Here is a 17812-nt window from a genome sequence, read left to right as displayed (position 1 = left end):
TCACCGCCCTGGGTCGACCACCTGACAGTGCCCGAGCGCGTTGCCGCCGATGGACACTTGCCTCGGCCGGGTGGACACCGCGACCGTCGTATCCGTGCAGAGGCCGCCCTTGCCGACTCCGCCCTCCGAGGTTGTCAGCTGGAGGCGGCGGGACGACCGGACGACGGCAACCTCGTAGCCCGGCGCGTAAGCACTCCTCACCCGGCCGCCTCGAGCAGGTGGTGGGATGCCACGGCGGCGGTGGCGAGTGTCTTGTAGCCCTCCTGGTCGAACAGCACGGTGAGTCGGTCGGGCTCGACGGACATGACGACACCGTGCCCCCACTCGGCGTGCCGGACGGCGCTGTTGACCGGGAACGGGGCGTCGTCGACTGGGTGCTCCTGGGCGGTGCCGGCCTCGCAGGTGTCGCAGTTGCCGCAGGGGTGGAGGAGCTGCTCGCCGAAGTAGCCGAGGAGGAACTGGCGCCGGCAGCCGGTGGTCTCGGCGTAGCCACGCACCATCTCGATCCGGGACCGGATGAGGCGTTGGTGGGTCTCGGAGACCTCCACGGCGTCAGCGACCGCCTTGTCCGGGTCCATGTCGGGGTCCAGGTACTCCAGCCGGCCGTCCTCGGTGGTGCCGACGGCACCGGCCTGCTCCAGCAGGTTCACCGCCCGGGTGCGCTTGGCCGCCGGGGCGTCGACGTCGGAGGCCAGCTCTGCGGTGGCCATCGGCTCGTCGTGCTGGTCGAGGGACTCTGCCACCTCCTCCAGCACGTCTGCGGGGGCACGGCTGGCGGTGAGGAAGGTCTGCAGGTGCAGGTCCTCGGCCCGGTAGAGGAGGTGGATCTCCGCCGGCTCGCCGTCGCGTCCGGCGCGGCCGATCTGCTGGTAATAGGAGTCCAGCGACTCCGGCGCCGAGGCGTGCACGACGAACCGCACGTCCGGCTTGTCGATGCCCATGCCGAAGGCCGAGGTGGCCACCACCACGTCCACCTCGCCGTCGAGGAACTGCTCGTGCACCTGCTTGCGGTCGGACGCCTTCATGCCTGCGTGGTAGGCCGCGACACGGTGGCCCAGCTGGGCGAGCTCGTCGGCGTAGTGCTCGGCGTCCTTGCGGCTGGCGACGTAGACCAGCCCGCCACGGGTGGCCGGGTCGGACATCAGCCCGCTCACCCGGACGACGACGGCGGACCGTTTCCGCCGGTCGTCGCTCTCCCGCTCGACGGCCAGCCGCAGGTTGGGCCGGTCGAAGCTCGCGATGATCTCGGCGGGGTCGTGCAGGCCGAGCCGCTCCGTGATGTCCCGGCGCACCGGCAGCGCCGCGGTTGCGGTCAGGGCCAGGACCGGCGGGTGCCCGAGCCGTTCGATCGCTGTCCCCAGTCGCAGGTAGTCGGGGCGGAAGTCGTGGCCCCAGGCGGAGACGCAGTGCGCCTCGTCGACGACGAAGAAGCTGATGCCGAGCACGGCGAGTTGGTCGAGGACGTCATCCTTGGCCAGCTGTTCGGGGGAGAGGAACAGGTATTCGGCGTCGCCTTCCCGGACGGCGTCCCAGGCGTGCCGGGTCTCCCCGGCGCGCTGGGCCGAGTTGACCGCGACGGCCTCGGGGGCGGCCGAGTCATCGATGCCCCCCATCTGGTCCCGCTGCAGTGCCAGCAGCGGCGACACGACCAGCGTGGGGCCGTCCAGCAGGAGGGCGGGCACCTGGTAGATGGCCGACTTCCCCGCGCCGGTCGGCAGCACCGCCAGGACGTCCCGGCCGGCCATCACCTGCTCCATCGCCTCGAGCTGTTCGGGGTGCAGTTCCGGCCAGCCGAACGTCTCGGCGGCGACGTGCTGCAGGGAATCTCTGGTGTCTGCCACCGCTGGCCGGTACCCGGCCCCAGCGCCGGCCCAACCGGGGGCGTGCCAACCGGGGCCTCGTGCCCGATCGGTGACCGTGGACCATCTGTCCTCGTAGCCAAGACTTTCAGCGAGGCAGCGCGCCGGCCTGCTCGGGTGTCACTGCCGGAGGCCCCCCCGACGGAGTCCCTGTGCTGGTCAACCGGTGGAGGCTCGGCCGTCGTGCCTGCGGTGCCAGAAGAAGACCGCCGCCGACGTCGCCGTCACCACGATGGCGTCCACGCTCCACCGGCCCAGGCTAGCAGGGCCAGCTCGACGTCGCCGGCGACCAGGGCCATGGCCGCCAGGGTCAGGGCGGGGATGAGGCCGAGCGCGATCATGACCCCCGCGGTCAGTACCCGGCGGTTGATCACCAGGAGCAGTCCACCGCCCAGCCCGGCCACCACGGCCACCGCCCAGCTGGTCCAGGACGTGGTGGAGAAGTAGTCGATCAGGGCCGACGACGGCAGGTAGCTGCCGGTCCCCGCCGCCAGCGCGCCGGCGCCGAAGGTGGCGCAGGCGGCGGCACTGAGGGCGGCGCCGGCGGCCAGGGCGGCGTACCCCCTGGCGATGTCGACGAGGCCGCGCTGCCAGGCGCGGCTGCGCTCGATCAGCCCCAGGGCGAGTCGGCTGAACGGCTCGAAGCCCGGTGCGATGACCATGGCGCCGATGATCAGGTGCAAGGCGCCGCTGGCCAGGCCGAGCCCCGCCAGGAGGCCGGCGGTGGCCATCACGCCGAGCTTGCCGGCGGTCATCGTGCTTTCCCGGCCGATCTCGAGCTCGATCTCCTCGGCCGTCCCACTGGTGATGTCCCGGAGCACGTCGTCCTGCCGGCCGGCGGAGATGACGCTGGCCGGCCTGCTCGAGGACAGCGAGACCGAGGACTCCTGACCGACGCCGCACCGGTCGGCCAGGCGCATCACCGCGGCGAGCCGGCGGTTGGTCACCTCCACGCTGATCACGTCGCCCGGCGGCTGCAGCGACACGCCACGCAGCACACGCAGCGACAGCGGCTCGAGACCGCGCAACTCCTCCACCGCGGCATCGACCAGATCGGGGGGAAGGGTGATCTCCACGGTCCTCGGCATGTGCGTGCCCCTTCCCGGATCCCAGGGCGGCAACCGTCGTCGCATACCGACGTACCCGAAAGGTATGGACGGCGTTGCGGGGGAGCCTCGTGCAGGACGCCGCCCGCGTGCCGCAGCTTGCCGGCTGGCCATGCGGCGACGGCTGCGCCGGTGGCTTCTGCGCCGCGGGCGGGTCAGCGTCTCAATGGGTCGAAAACGCGGCCTCTGCCCGCACCGGTGCGGGTGCCGGTCGTTGCCTTCCGCCACCGGCGACTCCTCCTCGTTCTCGAGGTGACCGCAGTGGCCCTGCCGTCCGCTTCTCCGACCGATCCCCACTGCGACGACGTCTCACGGCTTCTCGCGCGCCTGGACCTCGTGACCGGCCGCCTGGAGCTGGTCGGACGGTTGGACCACGCAACCGCGCACCTGCTCCGCGCCCTTCGCCCTCTGGGCCTGGCGACGACTCCGCCGCGCGGAGGTGCCGGTGGCGCCCGTACCGCTGCTCGCGCCGCTGGTGGTCGCCGGGGCGCACGTCGCCGCGTCGGGCCTCATCCGCGCCAGGGACCGCTGGGGCCGGCGGCGCACGACGTCGTGAGCTGAGCTGGGCCTCAGTGGTCTCACGGTCGTGCCGCTGATGACCCGGCCCCCACCGCACAACTGGCCGGTTGGCTCGACGGGCTGACCGCAGTGCTGGTCATCTGGCTGCTCACGCGGCGGATGCGCGACACGCACGCTGATCTCGGCGATGTCGACCACCATCCGGGAGGGACAGGAGGCCGGGGCCGCCGCGCACCGATGATCATGATGCGGGCTACCGCGCGACGACCTCCCCGGAGCCGTCGACCGTGCTCGTGACCCGGGCGCCGCCGGTGTGCCTGATGTCCCCGCTTCCTCGGATGGTCGCGGTGATGGCGTCGGTGACCCGGACATCGGCGTTGCCGGAGCCGGCCACGGTCACCGTGGCCACGGCGCTGTCGAGGAGGTCGGCGGCGTAGTTCCCGGACCCTTCCACTCGCACCTCCTGGGTGATGGCGTCGCCCTGGGCCTCGACGGTTCCTGAGCCCGTCAGCGCCACGTGCAGTTCGTCGATGTCCATGCCGCTCATCTCGACGTCGCCGGAGCCGTCGACCGCGACCGACAACGCGTCGGCCGGTACGGAACTGGCGACGGCCTGTCCGGAACCGGCCACGACGAGGGTGTCGAGGTGAGAGACGGTCAGCGAGTAGTGCACGTCGCCGAGCGTGGGGGGCCGGCCGTCGAGCGCGAGCACCAGAACCCCGTCCTCGACGTCGCTGGTGAGCGTGTCGATGATCTCGCTGCCGGCGGTCACGGTGAGGGCGGGGCTAGCGCCCGGAGTGATGGACAGTGTCCCGCTGGTCTCCAGCCGGACGCCGGTGACGCCGGCGACGACGCGGTCTTGGGTGGTGGCTGGGCCGGTGTCCGGAACGAGGGAACAGCCGGTGGTGGTCAGGACCGCCAGCATCGCGGCTACGGGAGTGGTTCGGCGGGTCAGCACTGTCCTCCAGACGCTCGGCGCCGACCGGGTGGGGCGGGTAGGGCGGCGGCTCACCACGCACCGTCGACGGCACCGTCGATGACGAGGTTGTGACCGATCACGTAGGACGCGTGCTCGGACGCCAGCCAGACGGCCGCGGCCGCCACTTCGCGCGGCTCACCCAGGCGACGGGCCGCGATCCGGGACAGGTAGCCGTCGAGGAGGGCCGCTCGTGCCTCCTCGCTGTCGGCTGCCAGGTTCGCCTCGAGCATCGGCGTCCGGACTGCGCCCGGACTGATGACGTTGACCCGGATGCCCCGCGAGGCGTACTCGGCTGCCGCCGCACGGCTGAGCGCGTTCACCCCCGCTTTGGCCGCGGCGTACGGAGCGGTCCCGGCCGGGGCGAGCAACGCGTCGATCGAGCTGATGTTGATGATGGAGCCGCCCCCGCTGGCAGCTATGGCAGGCAGTTCGTGAGGCATGCACAGCCAGACGCTGGTCAGCGAAGCACGGACGAGGTACTCGAACGCCGACGAGGACATGTCGGTGAAGGCGGGCCCGCTGTCGGCGGCCCCTTCGGCGTTGGCGGCGCCGTTGACCGCGATGTCCAGGCCGCCGAAGCGACGCTGGACAGCGCGGACGAGCTCCTCGACTTCGCCTTCCTCGGTGACGTCGGTGAGCTGGAACATCACCATGCAGGCCTCACGGGCATGAGGCTCGAGCCGCCGGAGAGCCGTCTGACCGGGGCCGGCATCGCGCCCGGCGACGGCGACGGCTGCCCCCGCGTCCAGGAATGCGGCGGCCGTGGCCAACCCGATGCCCGAGGTGCCACCGGTGACCAGCACCACCCGCCCGGACAGGTCGGGCTGGGCCATGGGAGACGTGGCGGGCACCCGTTCACGTGATGTCCCTGGGGAGGACGAGCCGGCCGGCGACGACGGCGGCGATCGCGGCGTAGGCGGCCAGGGCGATCGCCCCGTGGAGCGGCTGGCCGGCGTCGGAGAGCCCCATGGTGGCGTTGACGGCGCCCACCGGCAGGTAGGTCGACGGGACGAGGAGGCCGACGAGATTCTCGCCGACCACGGCCCAGGCCATGAGCCCGAGGATCCCGGCGACCGTCGAGCGTGCGGCGTAGCCGACGCCCACGCCCAGGACGGCGGCGAGGGTGGCGGCTACGGCCGGTGCGGTGATCAGGCCGACCGCGTCGGCCGTGGGCCCTGCCGGCAGGCCCCGGGCGGAGCCGATCACGCCGGCGAGCAGCCACGAGACCAGCCCCGTGAGGGCACCGGTGACTCCGCCGAAGACCGCGTAGGTCAGCTGTCGGGCGGCGAAGACGTCGACACGGCGGGGCCGGACGAGATAGGTCGACTCCGCGGTCCGGTGCTGGTGGTCACTGGAGCCGCCCAGGATCCCGAGCACCAGCATCGTGACCGCCGCCAGGACACCGGGGACGCGCACGGCCTCGGCGAGATCCTCGGCGACATCGGCCGGCGCCAGCCCGAAGGCGAGTCCGACCAGGAGCCCGGTCATCGTGAGGATCACCGCGACGGCGATCAGCGGAGCGGGAATGGTGCGCAGGCGGATCTGCTCGGCGCGCAGGAGAGCGGTCATCGGATGCCTCCGGTCTGGGCCGCGTCCTGGTCGGACACGAGGGAGAAGAAGAGCTCCTCGAGCGAGGGAGTGGTCGAGTCGATGGCGTAGAGGGGGATCCCGGCGCCGGCGGCTGCCTCGGCGACCGATTCGGGGGCGAGGCCGCGGATCTCCAGCCGGTCGGCGGCCACCGTGGTGCTGGTTCCTCCGGCCCCGGACAGCAGCGTGGCGAGCCGGTCGGGCTGCGGCGTCCGGACGGTGACGACCGGCTCCGGTGTGCGCATCAGGTCGGCCAGGGCACCCTGGGCGACCAGCCGTCCGGAGCGGATGACGACGATGTCGTCGACGGTGTGCTCCACTTCGGCGAGGACGTGGCTGGAGACCAGCACGGTGCGGTCCTCGGCGGCGAGGTAGCGCAGGAAGGTCCGCAGCCAGCGGATCCCGTCGGGGTCCAGCCCGTTGGCGGGCTCGTCGAGCACGAGGACGCGGGGATCGCCGAGCAGGGCCGCGGCCAGGCCGAGGCGCTGCTGCATGCCGAGGCTGTAGCCGCCGGCCCGCCGGTCTCCGGCATCGGTGAGCCCCACCAGCTCCAGGACCTCGTCGACCCGGCGGGCGGGCAGCGAGGCCATCGCGGCGAGCACGCGCAGATGACCTCGCCCGGTCCGGCGGGGGTGGAAGGCACCGGTGGAGAGCACCGCCCCCACGGTGCGGACCGGGTCGGGGAGGTCCCGGACGGCGACGCCGTCGATGGTCGCGTGCCCGGCAGTGGGGGCGACCAGACCCATGAGCATGCGGAGCGTCGTGGTCTTGCCCGCTCCGTTGGGGCCCAGGAATCCCAGCACCCGCCCGGCCTCGGCGGTGAAGGCCACGTCCTCCACCGCCGTCACCTCCCCGTACCGCTTGGTCAACCCTGCTACTTCGATGACCGCCACCGCCGCGCTCCTCCCGGTCGTCGCTCGTTCGTCGTCGGGCCGGAACGGTAGGAGGGGGCGGCCGCGTCGGGCATCGCCCAGCGGTCGGGTCCCCGGGGCCCGCTTGCCGGGGTAGGGCACGCCGGCGGCTGCGCCGGGAGTGGTAGTCGAGCGCCAGGTCCGGGGCCCGGGCAGAAGCCCCCGGAGGCCGTCACCGGGAGCGCGGGCAGTGGCCACGGGCGCGGGGTCAGACTCCAGGTGTAGGTCGGTCTCCTCCTGACGGGGCAGGCAGAGCAGCCGTGGGCATTCCTACAGTGGCCCGGTGCCCGGACGACCTCCTGAACGGATGCGCCGCGCGCTGCCGTGGCTGGTCGACGGGGTGCTCACGGCGGCCCTGGCCGTGCTGCACGCCGGCCGGCTGCTGGCGGCCGCGCCGTCGGACGTGGGGGAGCGGCCGATCGACGCCCTGGCTTGGCTCCTGGCGGCGGTGGCCACGCTGCCGGTTCTGGTGCGCCGGTGGGCGCCGTGGACCGTCCTGGTGCTGGCCTCGATGGCGATGGTCGTCTTCGTCGCGCTGGGCTACCCGCCTTCGCTCTCCGGCTACGCGGTGTTGGTCGCCCTCTACGGGGTTGCGGCCCAGTGCCCGCGGCGCTTGTCGGTGCCGGGGCTCCTCCTGGCGGCACTGCCCATGCTGGTCGTCTACCTGCAGTGGCGCGCGGAGTACACCTGGGGATCGGCGCTGCAGGACGGACTGCTGGCCGCCGCGGCCTGGTCGCTGGGCGACGCCGCCCGGACCCGCCGACTGCAGGCCGTTGCGCTGGCGGAGCGGGCCCGGGAGGCCGAGGCGAACCGCGAGGCACACAGTCGGGAGGCGGTGGCCCAGGAGCGGCTGCGCATCGCGCGCGAGCTGCACGACGTGATGGCCCACAGCATGAGCGTCATCGCCGTCCAGGCGGGAGTGGGGCGGCACGTCATGGACCGGGATCCCGAGACCGCGCGCAAGGCGCTGGGCGTGATCGAGGACAGCAGCCGACGGACGCTCACCGAGATGCGCCAGCTGCTGGGTGTCCTCCGTGTCGACGACGGGCCCGGGTCCGGCTCCGGCGGCGCGGCCTCTGCCCCCGCCTCCGCCGGCCGTGGCCCGCAGCCGGGGTTGGACCGGCTCGACGAGCTCCTCGCCGGTGCGCGCGCGACCGGGCTGGTGGTCGCCCTGACGGTGAACGGGACCGCGCGATCGCTGCCGCCGCAGCTGGACCTGGCCGCCTACCGCATCCTGCAGGAGGCGCTGACCAACGCCGCCAAGCACGCGGGCCCGGCGGAGATCCGGGTCGTGCTCACCTGGCGGCCTGATCGCCTGGAGGTCGACATCAGCGACGACGGGCGCGGCCCGGTCGGGGGACGGGAGAGCCGGGGCACCCCCGGCGGGTACGGGTTGATCGGACTGCAGGAGCGGGCCACGTCCGTCGGCGGCGAACTCGAGGCGGGGCCCGATCCCCGAGGGGGCTTCCGGGTCCGCGCCCGGCTGCCCCTCGCGCCGGAGGGCGCGACCGCCGGGAGCGGGTCGTGACCACCCGCGTGCTCGTCGTGGACGACCAGGAGCTCGTGCGGGCCGGGTTCAGCGCCCTGTTGCGCAACGACGACATCGAGGTCGTCGCCGAGGCCGGGAACGGCCAGGAGGCGGTGGAGCTGGCCCACCGGCTGAGGCCCGACGTCGTCCTCATGGACGTGCGGATGCCGGTCATGGACGGAATCGAGGCGACGCGGGCCATCCTCGCTGACTGGCCGGCCGACGGCGGCGAGCGGCCGCGGATCATGATGTTGACGACGTTCGATCTCGACGACTACGTCTTCGCCGCGTTGCGGGCCGGCGCCGCCGGCTTCCTGCTCAAGGACACCCGGCCGGTGGAGTTGCTGGACGCCGTCCGGGTGATCGCCCGGGGGGAGGCCTTGCTCTCGCCCGGGATCACCCGCAAGCTCATCGCCGAGTTCGCCCGCCAGCCGGCCCCGTCGGCGCGGCCTTCGGGGAGGCAGCTGGCCGAGCTGACCGAGCGCGAGGTCGATGTCCTTCGGCTGGTGGGCACCGGGCGCAGCAACCAGGAGATCGCCGCGGAGCTGTTCGTCAGCGAGGCGACCGTGAAGACCCACCTGGGCCGCGTCATGGCCAAGCTGCACCTGTCCAGCCGGGCGCAGGCCGTGGTGGTCGCCTACGAGAGCGGGCTGCTCAGGCCGGGTTCGGCCGGGGCGTAGCACGAGACCGGCGCAGCACCCACCCAAGGGTCTCACCCGTGGGTCGTACACCATCCGGGTCAGGACGACCGCCCGCCGGATCAGACCGCCGGCCGACGCGCACGCCGTCCGGCGTGGGCAGGCTCTGTCGTCGAATCCGGACCTCGGGAGACGACAGTGGAGACATCACGCAACATCGCCGGCCGCATGGGTCGGTGGAGCGCCCGGCACCGCAGGACCGCGGTGCTCGGCTGGCTGGCCTTCGTGGCCCTGGCCGTGGTCCTCGGCGGCCTGCTGCCGCGCGGGGAACTGACCCCTGCGGAGCAGCTGCTGGGTGGGGCGGCCGAGGCACAGCGGATCCTCGACGAGAACGGCTGGGAGGAGCCGGCCTCGGAAATGGTGCTGGTACAGCGGGAGCGCGGCGCGCCCGAGGCCGTCGCCACCGCCGCTGTGACCGACGTGGTGAAGAGGCTGCGGGCCACTCCCGAGGCGACCGACGTCGTCAGCCCCCTCGACGGCGCCCCGCTGGTGTCCGCCGACGGACTCTCGGCGCTGGTCACCTTCGACATCGCCGGGGACGCCGAGAGCGCCGAGGAGCGGATCGGTCCCATCCAGGACGCCGTCGCCGCGGTGGCGGCCGAGCACGACGACGTCCGGGTGGAGCAGTTCGGCGACATCAGCGCCGACCTGGCGCTGAACGAGACGATCGACGCGGACTTCCAGCGCGCGGAGTTGCTGTCGATCCCCATCACGCTGGCGGTGCTGCTGCTGACCTTCGGTGCGCTGGTCGCCGCCGTGCTCCCGCTGGTGTTCGCGCTGACCGCGTTCGTCGGCGCGCTCGGCCTGCTGAGCCTGACCAGCCAGCTCTGGCACGTCGACCAGACCGCGCAGATCGTCATGCTGCTCATCGGCCTGGCCGTCGGCGTGGACTATTCGCTCTTCTACCTCAAGCGCGAGCGCGAAGAGCGCGCCAGGGGCGCCGGGCCGGTCGACGCCCTGGACATTGCCGCGGCCACCTCCGGACGCGCGGTCCTCATCTCGGGCATCACCGTCATGGTCGCGATGGCGGGCATGTTCCTGACCGGCTTCTCGGTGTTCACCGGCGTCGCTTCGGCCACCATCCTCGTCGTCGCCTGCTCGGTGCTCGGCTCGCTCACCGTGCTGCCGGCGATGATGGCCTGGCTGGGCGACCGGGTGGAGAAGGGCCGTCTCCCGTTCCTGCGCCGCCAGCGGGAGGGCGGGCCCGGCCGGTTCTGGCCCGCGGTCCTCGGCGCGGTGCTGCGCCGGCCGCTGGTCGCCGCGGTGGTCTCGGCGGCTGCCCTGATCGGTCTCGCCCTCCCGGCCCTGTCGATGGACTTGCGCAACGAGGGCGTCGAGGACATCCCCGACGACCTCGCGGTGATGCAGACCTACGAGCGGATCACCGAGGCGTTCCCCGGCGGCCCTTCCCCGGCGCGGGTGGTGATCGAGGCGCCCGACGTCACGACCCCCGCGGTGCAGGCGGCGATCGCCGATCTGCGCGGACGAGCGTTGGCCAGTGGGCAGATGAACGACCCGATCACAGTCGAGACCAACGAGGCCGGCACGGTCGCGGTCGTCGGCGTCCCGCTGGTCGGTGACGGGGAGGAGCAGGTCTCACGTGACGCCCTGGCCACGCTGACCGACGACATCCTCCCAGCAACGGCCGGCGACCTGGAGGACGCCACGGTGGCGGTCTCCGGCAGCACCGCCTACTCGGTGGCCTTCGACGAGCTCATGGCCGACCGGACGCCGTGGGTGTTCGGCTTCGTGCTGGCGCTGGCGTTCGTGCTGCTGCTGGTCTCGTTCCGCTCCGTGGTGGTCGCCGTGACCGCCATCGTGCTGAACCTGCTCAGCGTCGCGGCGGCCTACGGCTCACTCGTGCTCGTCTTCCAGGAGGGCTGGGGGCTGGGGCTGCTCGGCATCGACCGGACCGGGGCGATCGTGAACTGGATCCCGCTCTTCCTGTTCGTGATCCTGTTCGGCCTGTCGATGGACTACCACGTCTTCATCCTCAGCCGGATCCGTGAGGGCCACGACCGCGGCCTGCCCACCCGGACAGCGGTCGCCCAGGGCATCACCAGCTCCGCCGGGGTGGTGACCAGCGCCGCGGTGATCATGGTCTTCGTCTTCGCGACCTTCCTGACCCTGTCGCTGACCAGCATGAAGCAGATCGGGCTGGGTCTGGCGATCGCGGTGCTGCTCGACGCCACCATCGTCCGGGCGCTGCTGTTGCCGGCGGTGATGCAGCTGCTGGGGGACGCCAACTGGTACCTGCCGCGCTGGCTGCACTGGCTGCCCACCCTGCGACATGACGTAGACCCGGATGCAGCACCCGGAGTCACTGTGCCTGCCCCGCGCAAGCCCGAGGAGGAACTCCTCCTGAGCCGGGACTGATCGTGCCGCCCGAGGGGCGCCGTCCGGACGGACGGTGCCCCTCGGTGCCTCCCAGTTCAGGTGCGGGGAACGGCCAGGGGGACCGGTGCGGTCCACGCGTGCAGTGGTGAAGGGATCGGCATGAACCGCTGGGTGAGGTCGATCCCGTAGAGGAAGACGCTCATGTCCCGCTCGGCCTGGAGCAACGGGTGGTCGGAGGTCCGGATGACCTCCAGGAGCCGGGACACCTCACCGCGCGCGTAGATCAGGTACAGCTCCCCGATCCTGGTGCGCTGGACGAAGTGCGCCTCCTGACGCGAGCCCGTGAGCTCGTGGCGGACGTCGTCGAACCGGTCGATCGCGCGACGTCGCTCGGGAATGCCGGCGGAAACCCCCGGCAGGAGCACGGTGGCGAACGCCATGACCTCCGGGAACTCGTCTGCGGTGCCGGGGGCGGAGAACCGGCGCACCTCGACGGGAGGCGTGTCACCGGCATGCCACGGATCGGCCCCCAGGGCGGCGGTGATCCGGGCGTGGACCCGCGCCGTCTCCTCGTCGGCCGGCTGAGCCAGCCGGCGCGCCGCGCCCCACGGATCGCCGGCACGGAGGTGCACCAGCAGGACGTCGGCCTCGTCCAGGTGCTGCAGCCAGAACGTCTGAGCCTCGACGCCGGCCGCGAGCCGCTCGGCGGCCAGCACGTCCTGATGCCCGCGCAACAACCCCGCCAACTGGTTGATGCGGTCCGGGTCGGATGCAGGCAGCGGAACGGCGTACAGCACGTCCGTGGCTGAAGCCGGAGCAGCGGGGGAGGGGACTGCAGCCGAGTCCGCCCGGGGAGTGGGCACCCAGCGCCGCCAGCGCGCGATACCTGCCACGCCCAGCAGCCTACGGTCAGTCGGATCGGTTCCGGGCCGCCTTTCGCCCGGCAGGCCTCTGCGCCGCTGGCTTTCCACGCCCGTCGAGGAGGACGTCGATGGCCGTAGGAGAACCGCTCGGCGAGAACGAGGGCCAGACGTGCTGCCCACCTTGTTCGGACCGGGCACCGCGTCGGCGTCCAGGCGGTCGTGGGCCGCCACCGGCGCCCGTCGTCGAAGGCGACGCCGGAGGGAGACCGTGAAGGGGAACCGTTCCACGGACGTTTCCCGCAACCTCGGTTCGAGGCATCGCCGTGGACATCGAGTGGTCCGACCTCCGACGCCGGCACGGCGAGGTGAGCCCGACCCCCTGGCCGCGGACGAGACGGGTTGTCCGGTTGAGTTGCCCCTTGCCTGGAAGGGGCGCCGGACGGACGTCCGAGACCTCGGGCCGGCCTGCAGACTGACGTGGCCCCTTCAGGCATCGGACAGACGTGCCGACGTCTGAGGCAAGCAAACACCCCACCGGCCCGAAGACCGTGGGGGTTCGCTCGGTGTCCGAGGGGCGACACGCTACATACGCACACACCTCCGCTGTTCCTGTAGACCACTGGGCGGCCCCGTGGCTTGAGAGCTGTGGGGTTCCAACTTGGTGTCCGAGGGGGCGACTTGGTAGGTACGCGCACGCCTGCGCACGCGCTGACGCGGTCCAGTTCTGCTCCAGTGCTGGAATCGCTCGATCGTCGATCGTCGTCCTGCCGCCCTCGCTGGACCGGTCGCCGGTCACCTCCCGGCGGCTTCCCACGAGGAGCGAAGAAGTTCAGCCGCCGCGGCCGAGGCGGCCAGGACCGTGGTGAGCGTGGCGCCGTCGGCCAACCGCTGGGTGACGGCGGTGGGGGAGTGCACCACAGTCCGAGCGTCCACGTCCGGCCCGATGCGCAACTCGCTCACCAGGACCCGGCACCCGGCGGTCGAGCCATGCCAGCCGGCGAGCGCCGGATCGGCGAGGTCGACGTGCTGACGCAGCACCGGCAATCCGCCGCGGGTCACGTCCCAGCGCAGGGTGGCCCGGCCGGGGGGCTCACCGGTGCGCCCGAGGACGACCAGCTCCCGCCAGACCAGCGTGGACGTCGGCTCGACGTCGATCGAGAGATCGACGTCGACGCGGGCACCCGCGCTGACGATCAGCGGGCCGGGATCGGCGTCCAGGCGCGCGCCGGCCCCGAGGCGGACCGACGTGGCCATCCGGGATGCGCCGCCCTGGGCGATGCTCGCCCCGGCGGCGACCAGTTCCGCCCGTGCGTCGTCGGCGACGTCCACGGTCAGCCGCAGCTCGTCGCCGTCCAGCGGGCCGGCGGCGGTGCCCACGAGGCACAGCCCGACCGTGCCCGGCCGGGCCCGCACCTGGCGCAGCGTGAGCGGCGGGCGGCTGGACAGCTCGGCGAGCACGCCGGGGGTGACTTCCGCACGGGCGGAGGTGATCACCGGGTGAGCGCCGCGACCGTCTCGAGGACCCAGTCGGCGACCACCCGGGCGGTCGGGTCCTGCGCCAGCGAGGTGAACAGCACCGGACGGCCTTCGCGCACGGCCGCGGCGTCCCGGTCCATCACCGACAAGTCGGCGCCGACCAGCGGGGCCAGGTCGGTCTTGTTGACCACGAGCAGGTCCGACCGGGTCACCCCGGGACCGCCCTTGCGCGGCACCTTGTCCCCGCCTGAGACGTCGACGACGAAGATCTGCCGGTGCACCAGCCCGTAGGAGAAGGTGGCGGTGAGGTTGTCGCCGCCGCTCTCCACGAGCACCAGGTCCAGCCCGGGCACGTCCTCCTCCAGCTGCTCGACCGCGTCCAGGTTGGCGCTGATGTCGTCCCGGATCGCCGTGTGCGGGCAGGCGCCGGTCTGCACCGCCCGGATCCGGTCGGCGGGCAGCACACCGGCCCGGCGGAGGAAGTCGGCGTCCTCGGTCGTGTAGATGTCGTTGGTCACCACGCCGATCGACAGCCGGCCGGCCAGGGCGCGGCAGAGTGCGGCGACCAGGGCGGTCTTGCCGCTACCGACCGGACCGCCGATGCCGATCCGCGGGATCGGCGTGCCGGGGCCCCCGGGACGGGCGGCGAGCAGGCCGAGGCCGCTGTCGGTGGAGTCGCCGGGATCGTTGTGGTGGGGGGCGCGGGGACGGAGCTCAGGAGGCAAAGAGCCGGACCTCTCTCGTGACGTGGACATCGGCCAGCAGTTCGAGCGCCGGGGCCGATCCGGCGGGCAGGGCGGACGCGGGCATCGGCCGGGCGGCGGCGTCGGCGACCCGGTCGATCTCCGGCGCCAGTTCCGCGAGCAGGCGGTGGACGGCGTAGGGGTCCAGGCCGAGGAGCCGGACCGCGGCCGACGCCGGGGCGGTGCAGACGCCGAGCGCCGCGGCCCGCGCGGCCAGGGCCGGGTCGCCACCGGCGATCGCGCAGGCGCCGCCGAGGACGAGGGCGTGGTGCGGCGCGGGCCGTTCGATCAGCGACCAGGCGGGGCGGGGGTCGACGTCCGGGACGGTGGAGCGCAGCAGCCGCAGCAGGCCCCGGCCCAGGGCGCGGGAGGCGGCGCGCGCCGCCTCCGACGGCGTCCGTGCGCTCAGCTCGTCGTCGAGGTCCCGCCACTCCGGGGCGGGGGCGCCGGCGGCCCAGGCACGGGCGGCCGCGGCGGCGAACCCGGCCGCGACCGCGCCGGCGGTCGCCAGCCGACCGGCGCAGAACCGCCGGACGTCGTCCTCGTCGCGGACGAAACCGGCGGTGACCGCCGGCTCCATGCCGCCCGAGTGGCCGTGGGCGCCCGCGGGGGAGCGGGAGTCCAGCAGCAGCAGGAGCAGGCTGTGCATCAGAAGAGGAAGTACCGCTGCGCCATCGGCAGCTTCTCGGCGTACTCCGGCTCCACGGCCTCCCCGTCGATGCGTACGGTGAACGCCTCCGGGTCGACGTCGATGCGCGGCAGCGCGTCGTTCTCGGGCAGGTCGGCCTTGGACAACCGGGAGACGTCCCCGGTCGCCACCAGGGGCCGGTCGCTGCGCCACCGGTCGGCGAAGCCGGCCTCCAAGGCGGCGGGGGAGACGAAGGTTCGACCCAGGCGGGCTGGCAGCCCGCCGAAGGCGCCGAACATGGGCCGCGGCAGTTCCGGCTGCGGGGTGGGGATGGAGGCGTTGGCGTCGCCCATCCGTGCCCAGGCGATCACGCCGGACTTCAGCACCAGGTGCGGGCGGACGCCGAAGAAGGCCGGCTCCCAGAGCACGAGGTCGGCCAGCTTGCCCGGCTCCACCGAGCCGATCTCGCCGGCCATGCCGTGGGTGACCGCTGGGCCGATCGTGTACTTGGCGACGTACCGCCGGGCCCGGTGGTTGTCGGCGGGGCCGTCGCCGGGCAGCGCGCCGCGGCGCCGCTTCATCACGTGCGCGGTCTGCCAGGTCCGGATGATGGTCTCGCCGATCCGGCCCATGGCCTGCGAGTCGCTGCCGATCATCGACAGCGCCCCGAGGTCGTGCAGCACGTCCTCGGCGGCCATCGTCGTCGGCCGGATGCGGGACTCGGCGAAGGCAAGGTCCTCGGGGAGCGACGGGTCCAGGTGGTGGCAGACCATGAGCATGTCGAGGTGCTCGTCGAGGGTGTTGTGCGTGTAGGGCCGGGTCGGGTTCGTGGAGCTGGGGAGCACGTTCGGGAAGCTCGCTGCGCGGATGATGTCCGGCGCGTGCCCGCCTCCGGCCCCCTCGGTGTGGTACGTGTGGATCGGCCGGTTGCCGATCGCGGCCAGCGTCGACTCCAGGAAGCCGCCCTCGTTGAGGGTGTCGGTGTGGATGGCGACCTGTACCCCGTGCCGCTGGGCGACGGTGAGGCAGGCGTCGATCGCGGCGGGCGTCGTCCCCCAGTCTTCGTGCAGCTTGAAGCCCGACGCGCCCGCCTCCAGCTGCTCGGTCAGGGCCCGCTCGTCGACGGTGTTGCCCTTGCCCAGCAGCGCCACGTTGACCGGCCACGCGGTCAGCGCGTCGAGCATCGCCTCGAGCCAAAAGGCCCCGGGGCTGACCGTGGTCGCCTTCGTCCCGTCGGCGGGGCCGGTGCCGCCACCGATGAGCGTGGTGACGCCGGCGGCGAGGGCCACCGGGATCTGCTGCGGGGCGATGAAGTGCACGTGGGCGTCGATGGCGCCGGCAGTGAGGATCAGCCCGTTGCCGGCGATGATCTCCGTCGACGGGCCGATGACCAACTCGGGGGTGACGCCGTCCATCGTGTCGGGGTTGCCGGCCTTGCCCAGCGCCACAATCCGGCCGTCGCGGACGCCGACGTCGGCCTTGACGATGCCCCAGTGGTCAAGGACGACCACGCCGGTGATCACCAGATCCGGCGTGCCCTGGGCGCGGGTCCGGGCGGACTGCCCCATCGACTCGCGGATCACCTTGCCGCCGCCGAAGACGACCTCGTCACCAGCCAGCGCGCCCGGTCCGCCGCAGCGGTCCTCGGTGACCTCGATGAGCAGGTCGGTGTCGGCCAGCCGCACCCGGTCGCCGGTGGTGGGTCCGTAGAGGGCCGCGTAGCGCTCCCGGCTCAGCCGGCTCATGAGCGCGCTCCGTCCAGCGGGCCGGCGTACTCCGAGCGCAGCCCGGGGACGAGGCGGGCGCCGGTCAGCGGCACGAGCGCGACCGTGCGGGACAGCCCCGGCTCGAACCGCACCGAGGTGCCGGCGGGGATGTCCAGCCGGTGGCCCCAGGCCGCCTGCCGGTCCAGCGCGAGCGCCGGGTTGGCCGCGGCCAGGTGGTAGTGGGAGCCGACCTGCACCGGCCGGTCACCGGTGTTCTCCACGACCAGCTCCAGCACGGGCCGGCCGGGGTTGAGATCGATGTCGCCCTCGGCGGGCAGGATCTCGCCGGGGATCATCGGATCGGCCCGTGCAGCGTGACGAGCTTGGTCCCGTCCGGGAACGTCGCCTCCACCTGCACCGACTCGATCATCTCCGGCACGCCGGGCAGGACGTCGTCCCTCCCGAGGACGTCGCGGCCGGCGGTCATCAGCTCGGCGACGGTGCGCCCGTCTCGGGCCCCCTCGAGCACGAACGACGTCAGGATCGCGACCGCCTCGGGGTGATTGAGCGCTAGCCCGCGGTCCCGCCGTCGTCGGGCGACGTCGGCGGCGAGGGTGATCAGCAGCCGCTCCTGCTCGTGCTCGGTCAGACGCATGACCGAAAACTAGCGGCGCTCCGTTACGGCCATGTGACGCGCCGTGGTGGCCGTGAGCGTGCAGCCGCTCCGCTGCGTAACACGCCATTCACGCGGAACGACTATTTCCGGAACACCCGGCTCATAGGTTCCTCTCCGCCGGGCAGCCCGAGAGCTCGCAGCCTCGCGGCGCCCGGCGCCCCATAGATCCGCGGCCCGCTCCGGCGGGCCTTCTGAC

16 protein-coding genes are annotated in these 17812 nt (G+C 73.0%); 3 read left to right on the top strand and 13 right to left on the bottom strand.

Going from position 1 to position 17812, the window contains the following annotated elements:
* Window positions 1–197: 197 nt before the first annotated feature.
* From ABC795_RS09245 to ABC795_RS09220, 6 genes are all read right to left on the bottom strand, one after another.
* On the bottom strand, window positions 198–1841 hold the full coding sequence (locus ABC795_RS09245) for a RecQ family ATP-dependent DNA helicase (protein ID WP_347056888.1): 1644 nt from the start codon (window positions 1839–1841) through the stop codon (window positions 198–200).
* A gap of 242 nt (window positions 1842–2083) precedes the next feature.
* A complete protein-coding gene (locus tag ABC795_RS09240; RefSeq protein ID WP_347056887.1) occupies window positions 2084–2947 on the bottom strand; it encodes a DUF389 domain-containing protein in 864 nt (287 codons plus the stop codon).
* Window positions 2948–3737: 790 nt separating this feature from the next.
* Complete coding sequence (locus ABC795_RS09235) at window positions 3738–4409, bottom strand: DUF2807 domain-containing protein (protein WP_347056886.1); 672 nt, start codon at window positions 4407–4409, stop codon at window positions 3738–3740.
* 83 nt (window positions 4410–4492) lie between these two features.
* A complete protein-coding gene (locus tag ABC795_RS09230) occupies window positions 4493–5269 on the bottom strand; it encodes an SDR family oxidoreductase (protein WP_347056885.1) in 777 nt (258 codons plus the stop codon).
* 49 nt (window positions 5270–5318) lie between these two features.
* Window positions 5319–6032, bottom strand: coding sequence for a hypothetical protein (locus ABC795_RS09225; protein WP_347056884.1), 714 nt, complete (start codon window positions 6030–6032; stop codon window positions 5319–5321).
* Window positions 6029–6943: an ABC transporter ATP-binding protein gene (locus tag ABC795_RS09220; RefSeq protein WP_347056883.1), complete on the bottom strand. Its 915-nt coding sequence runs from the start codon at window positions 6941–6943 to the stop codon at window positions 6029–6031. The genes ABC795_RS09225 and ABC795_RS09220 overlap by 4 nt, the downstream gene beginning before the upstream one ends.
* Window positions 6944–7244: 301 nt before the next feature.
* Between ABC795_RS09220 and ABC795_RS09215 the strand changes: the two genes are divergently transcribed.
* The 3 genes from ABC795_RS09215 to ABC795_RS09205 all read left to right on the top strand — a co-directional run bounded on the left by ABC795_RS09215 (window position 7245) and on the right by ABC795_RS09205 (window position 11563).
* Window positions 7245–8489: a sensor histidine kinase gene (locus tag ABC795_RS09215; RefSeq protein ID WP_347056882.1), complete on the top strand. Its 1245-nt coding sequence runs from the start codon at window positions 7245–7247 to the stop codon at window positions 8487–8489.
* Window positions 8486–9169, top strand: coding sequence for a response regulator transcription factor (locus ABC795_RS09210; RefSeq protein ID WP_347056881.1), 684 nt, complete (start codon window positions 8486–8488; stop codon window positions 9167–9169). The genes ABC795_RS09215 and ABC795_RS09210 overlap by 4 nt, the downstream gene beginning before the upstream one ends.
* A gap of 156 nt (window positions 9170–9325) precedes the next feature.
* The gene (locus tag ABC795_RS09205; RefSeq protein ID WP_347056880.1) at window positions 9326–11563 is read left to right on the top strand and encodes an MMPL family transporter; all 2238 of its coding nucleotides are present in this window, start codon (window positions 9326–9328) and stop codon (window positions 11561–11563) included.
* Window positions 11564–11619: 56 nt separating this feature from the next.
* Here the strand turns inward: ABC795_RS09205 and ABC795_RS09200 are convergent, their stop codons facing one another.
* The 7 genes from ABC795_RS09200 to ABC795_RS09170 form a co-directional block, all read right to left on the bottom strand.
* Entirely contained in the window at window positions 11620–12417 is a 798-nt protein-coding gene (locus ABC795_RS09200; protein WP_347056879.1) for a hypothetical protein, read from the bottom strand.
* A 762-nt stretch (window positions 12418–13179) separates the two neighbouring features.
* Window positions 13180–13881 (bottom strand): urease accessory protein UreD, encoded by a 702-nt coding sequence (locus ABC795_RS09195; RefSeq protein WP_347056878.1) that lies wholly within the window; start codon window positions 13879–13881, stop codon window positions 13180–13182.
* Window positions 13878–14588 (bottom strand): urease accessory protein UreG, encoded by a 711-nt coding sequence (gene ureG, locus ABC795_RS09190; RefSeq protein WP_347056877.1) that lies wholly within the window; start codon window positions 14586–14588, stop codon window positions 13878–13880. Before ureG ends, ABC795_RS09195 begins: the two co-directional genes overlap by 4 nt.
* The gene (locus tag ABC795_RS09185) at window positions 14578–15255 is read right to left on the bottom strand and encodes an urease accessory UreF family protein (RefSeq protein ID WP_347056876.1); all 678 of its coding nucleotides are present in this window, start codon (window positions 15253–15255) and stop codon (window positions 14578–14580) included. The genes ureG and ABC795_RS09185 overlap by 11 nt, the downstream gene beginning before the upstream one ends.
* Window positions 15255–16979: an urease subunit alpha gene (locus ABC795_RS09180; protein WP_347056875.1), complete on the bottom strand. Its 1725-nt coding sequence runs from the start codon at window positions 16977–16979 to the stop codon at window positions 15255–15257. Before ABC795_RS09180 ends, ABC795_RS09185 begins: the two co-directional genes overlap by 1 nt.
* Window positions 16976–17296 (bottom strand): urease subunit beta, encoded by a 321-nt coding sequence (locus ABC795_RS09175; protein WP_347056874.1) that lies wholly within the window; start codon window positions 17294–17296, stop codon window positions 16976–16978. Before ABC795_RS09175 ends, ABC795_RS09180 begins: the two co-directional genes overlap by 4 nt.
* Complete coding sequence (locus tag ABC795_RS09170) at window positions 17293–17595, bottom strand: urease subunit gamma (protein WP_347056873.1); 303 nt, start codon at window positions 17593–17595, stop codon at window positions 17293–17295. The genes ABC795_RS09175 and ABC795_RS09170 overlap by 4 nt, the downstream gene beginning before the upstream one ends.
* Window positions 17596–17812: the final 217 nt, after the last annotated feature.

The organism is Blastococcus sp. HT6-30, assembly GCF_039729015.1.
In the GTDB taxonomy this organism is placed as follows: Bacteria; Actinomycetota; Actinomycetes; order Mycobacteriales; family Geodermatophilaceae; genus Blastococcus.
This window is presented reverse-complemented; position numbering and strand designations above follow the sequence as displayed.

Bases quoted from the DNA above. Each gene is read 5' to 3' on its own strand.
- ABC795_RS09240 (WP_347056887.1), bottom strand. From the start codon at position 2,947: ATGCCGAGGACCGTGGAGATCACCCTTCCCCCCGATCTGGTCGATGCC.
- ABC795_RS09235 (WP_347056886.1), bottom strand. From the start codon at position 4,409: ATGCTGGCGGTCCTGACCACCACCGGCTGTTCCCTCGTTCCGGACACC.
- ABC795_RS09225 (WP_347056884.1), bottom strand. From the start codon at position 6,032: ATGACCGCTCTCCTGCGCGCCGAGCAGATCCGCCTGCGCACCATTCCC.
- ABC795_RS09185 (WP_347056876.1), bottom strand. From the start codon at position 15,255: ATGCACAGCCTGCTCCTGCTGCTGCTGGACTCCCGCTCCCCCGCGGGC.
- ABC795_RS09180 (WP_347056875.1), bottom strand. From the start codon at position 16,979: ATGAGCCGGCTGAGCCGGGAGCGCTACGCGGCCCTCTACGGACCCACC.
- ABC795_RS09175 (WP_347056874.1), bottom strand. From the start codon at position 17,296: ATGATCCCCGGCGAGATCCTGCCCGCCGAGGGCGACATCGATCTCAAC.
- ABC795_RS09170 (WP_347056873.1), bottom strand. From the start codon at position 17,595: ATGCGTCTGACCGAGCACGAGCAGGAGCGGCTGCTGATCACCCTCGCC.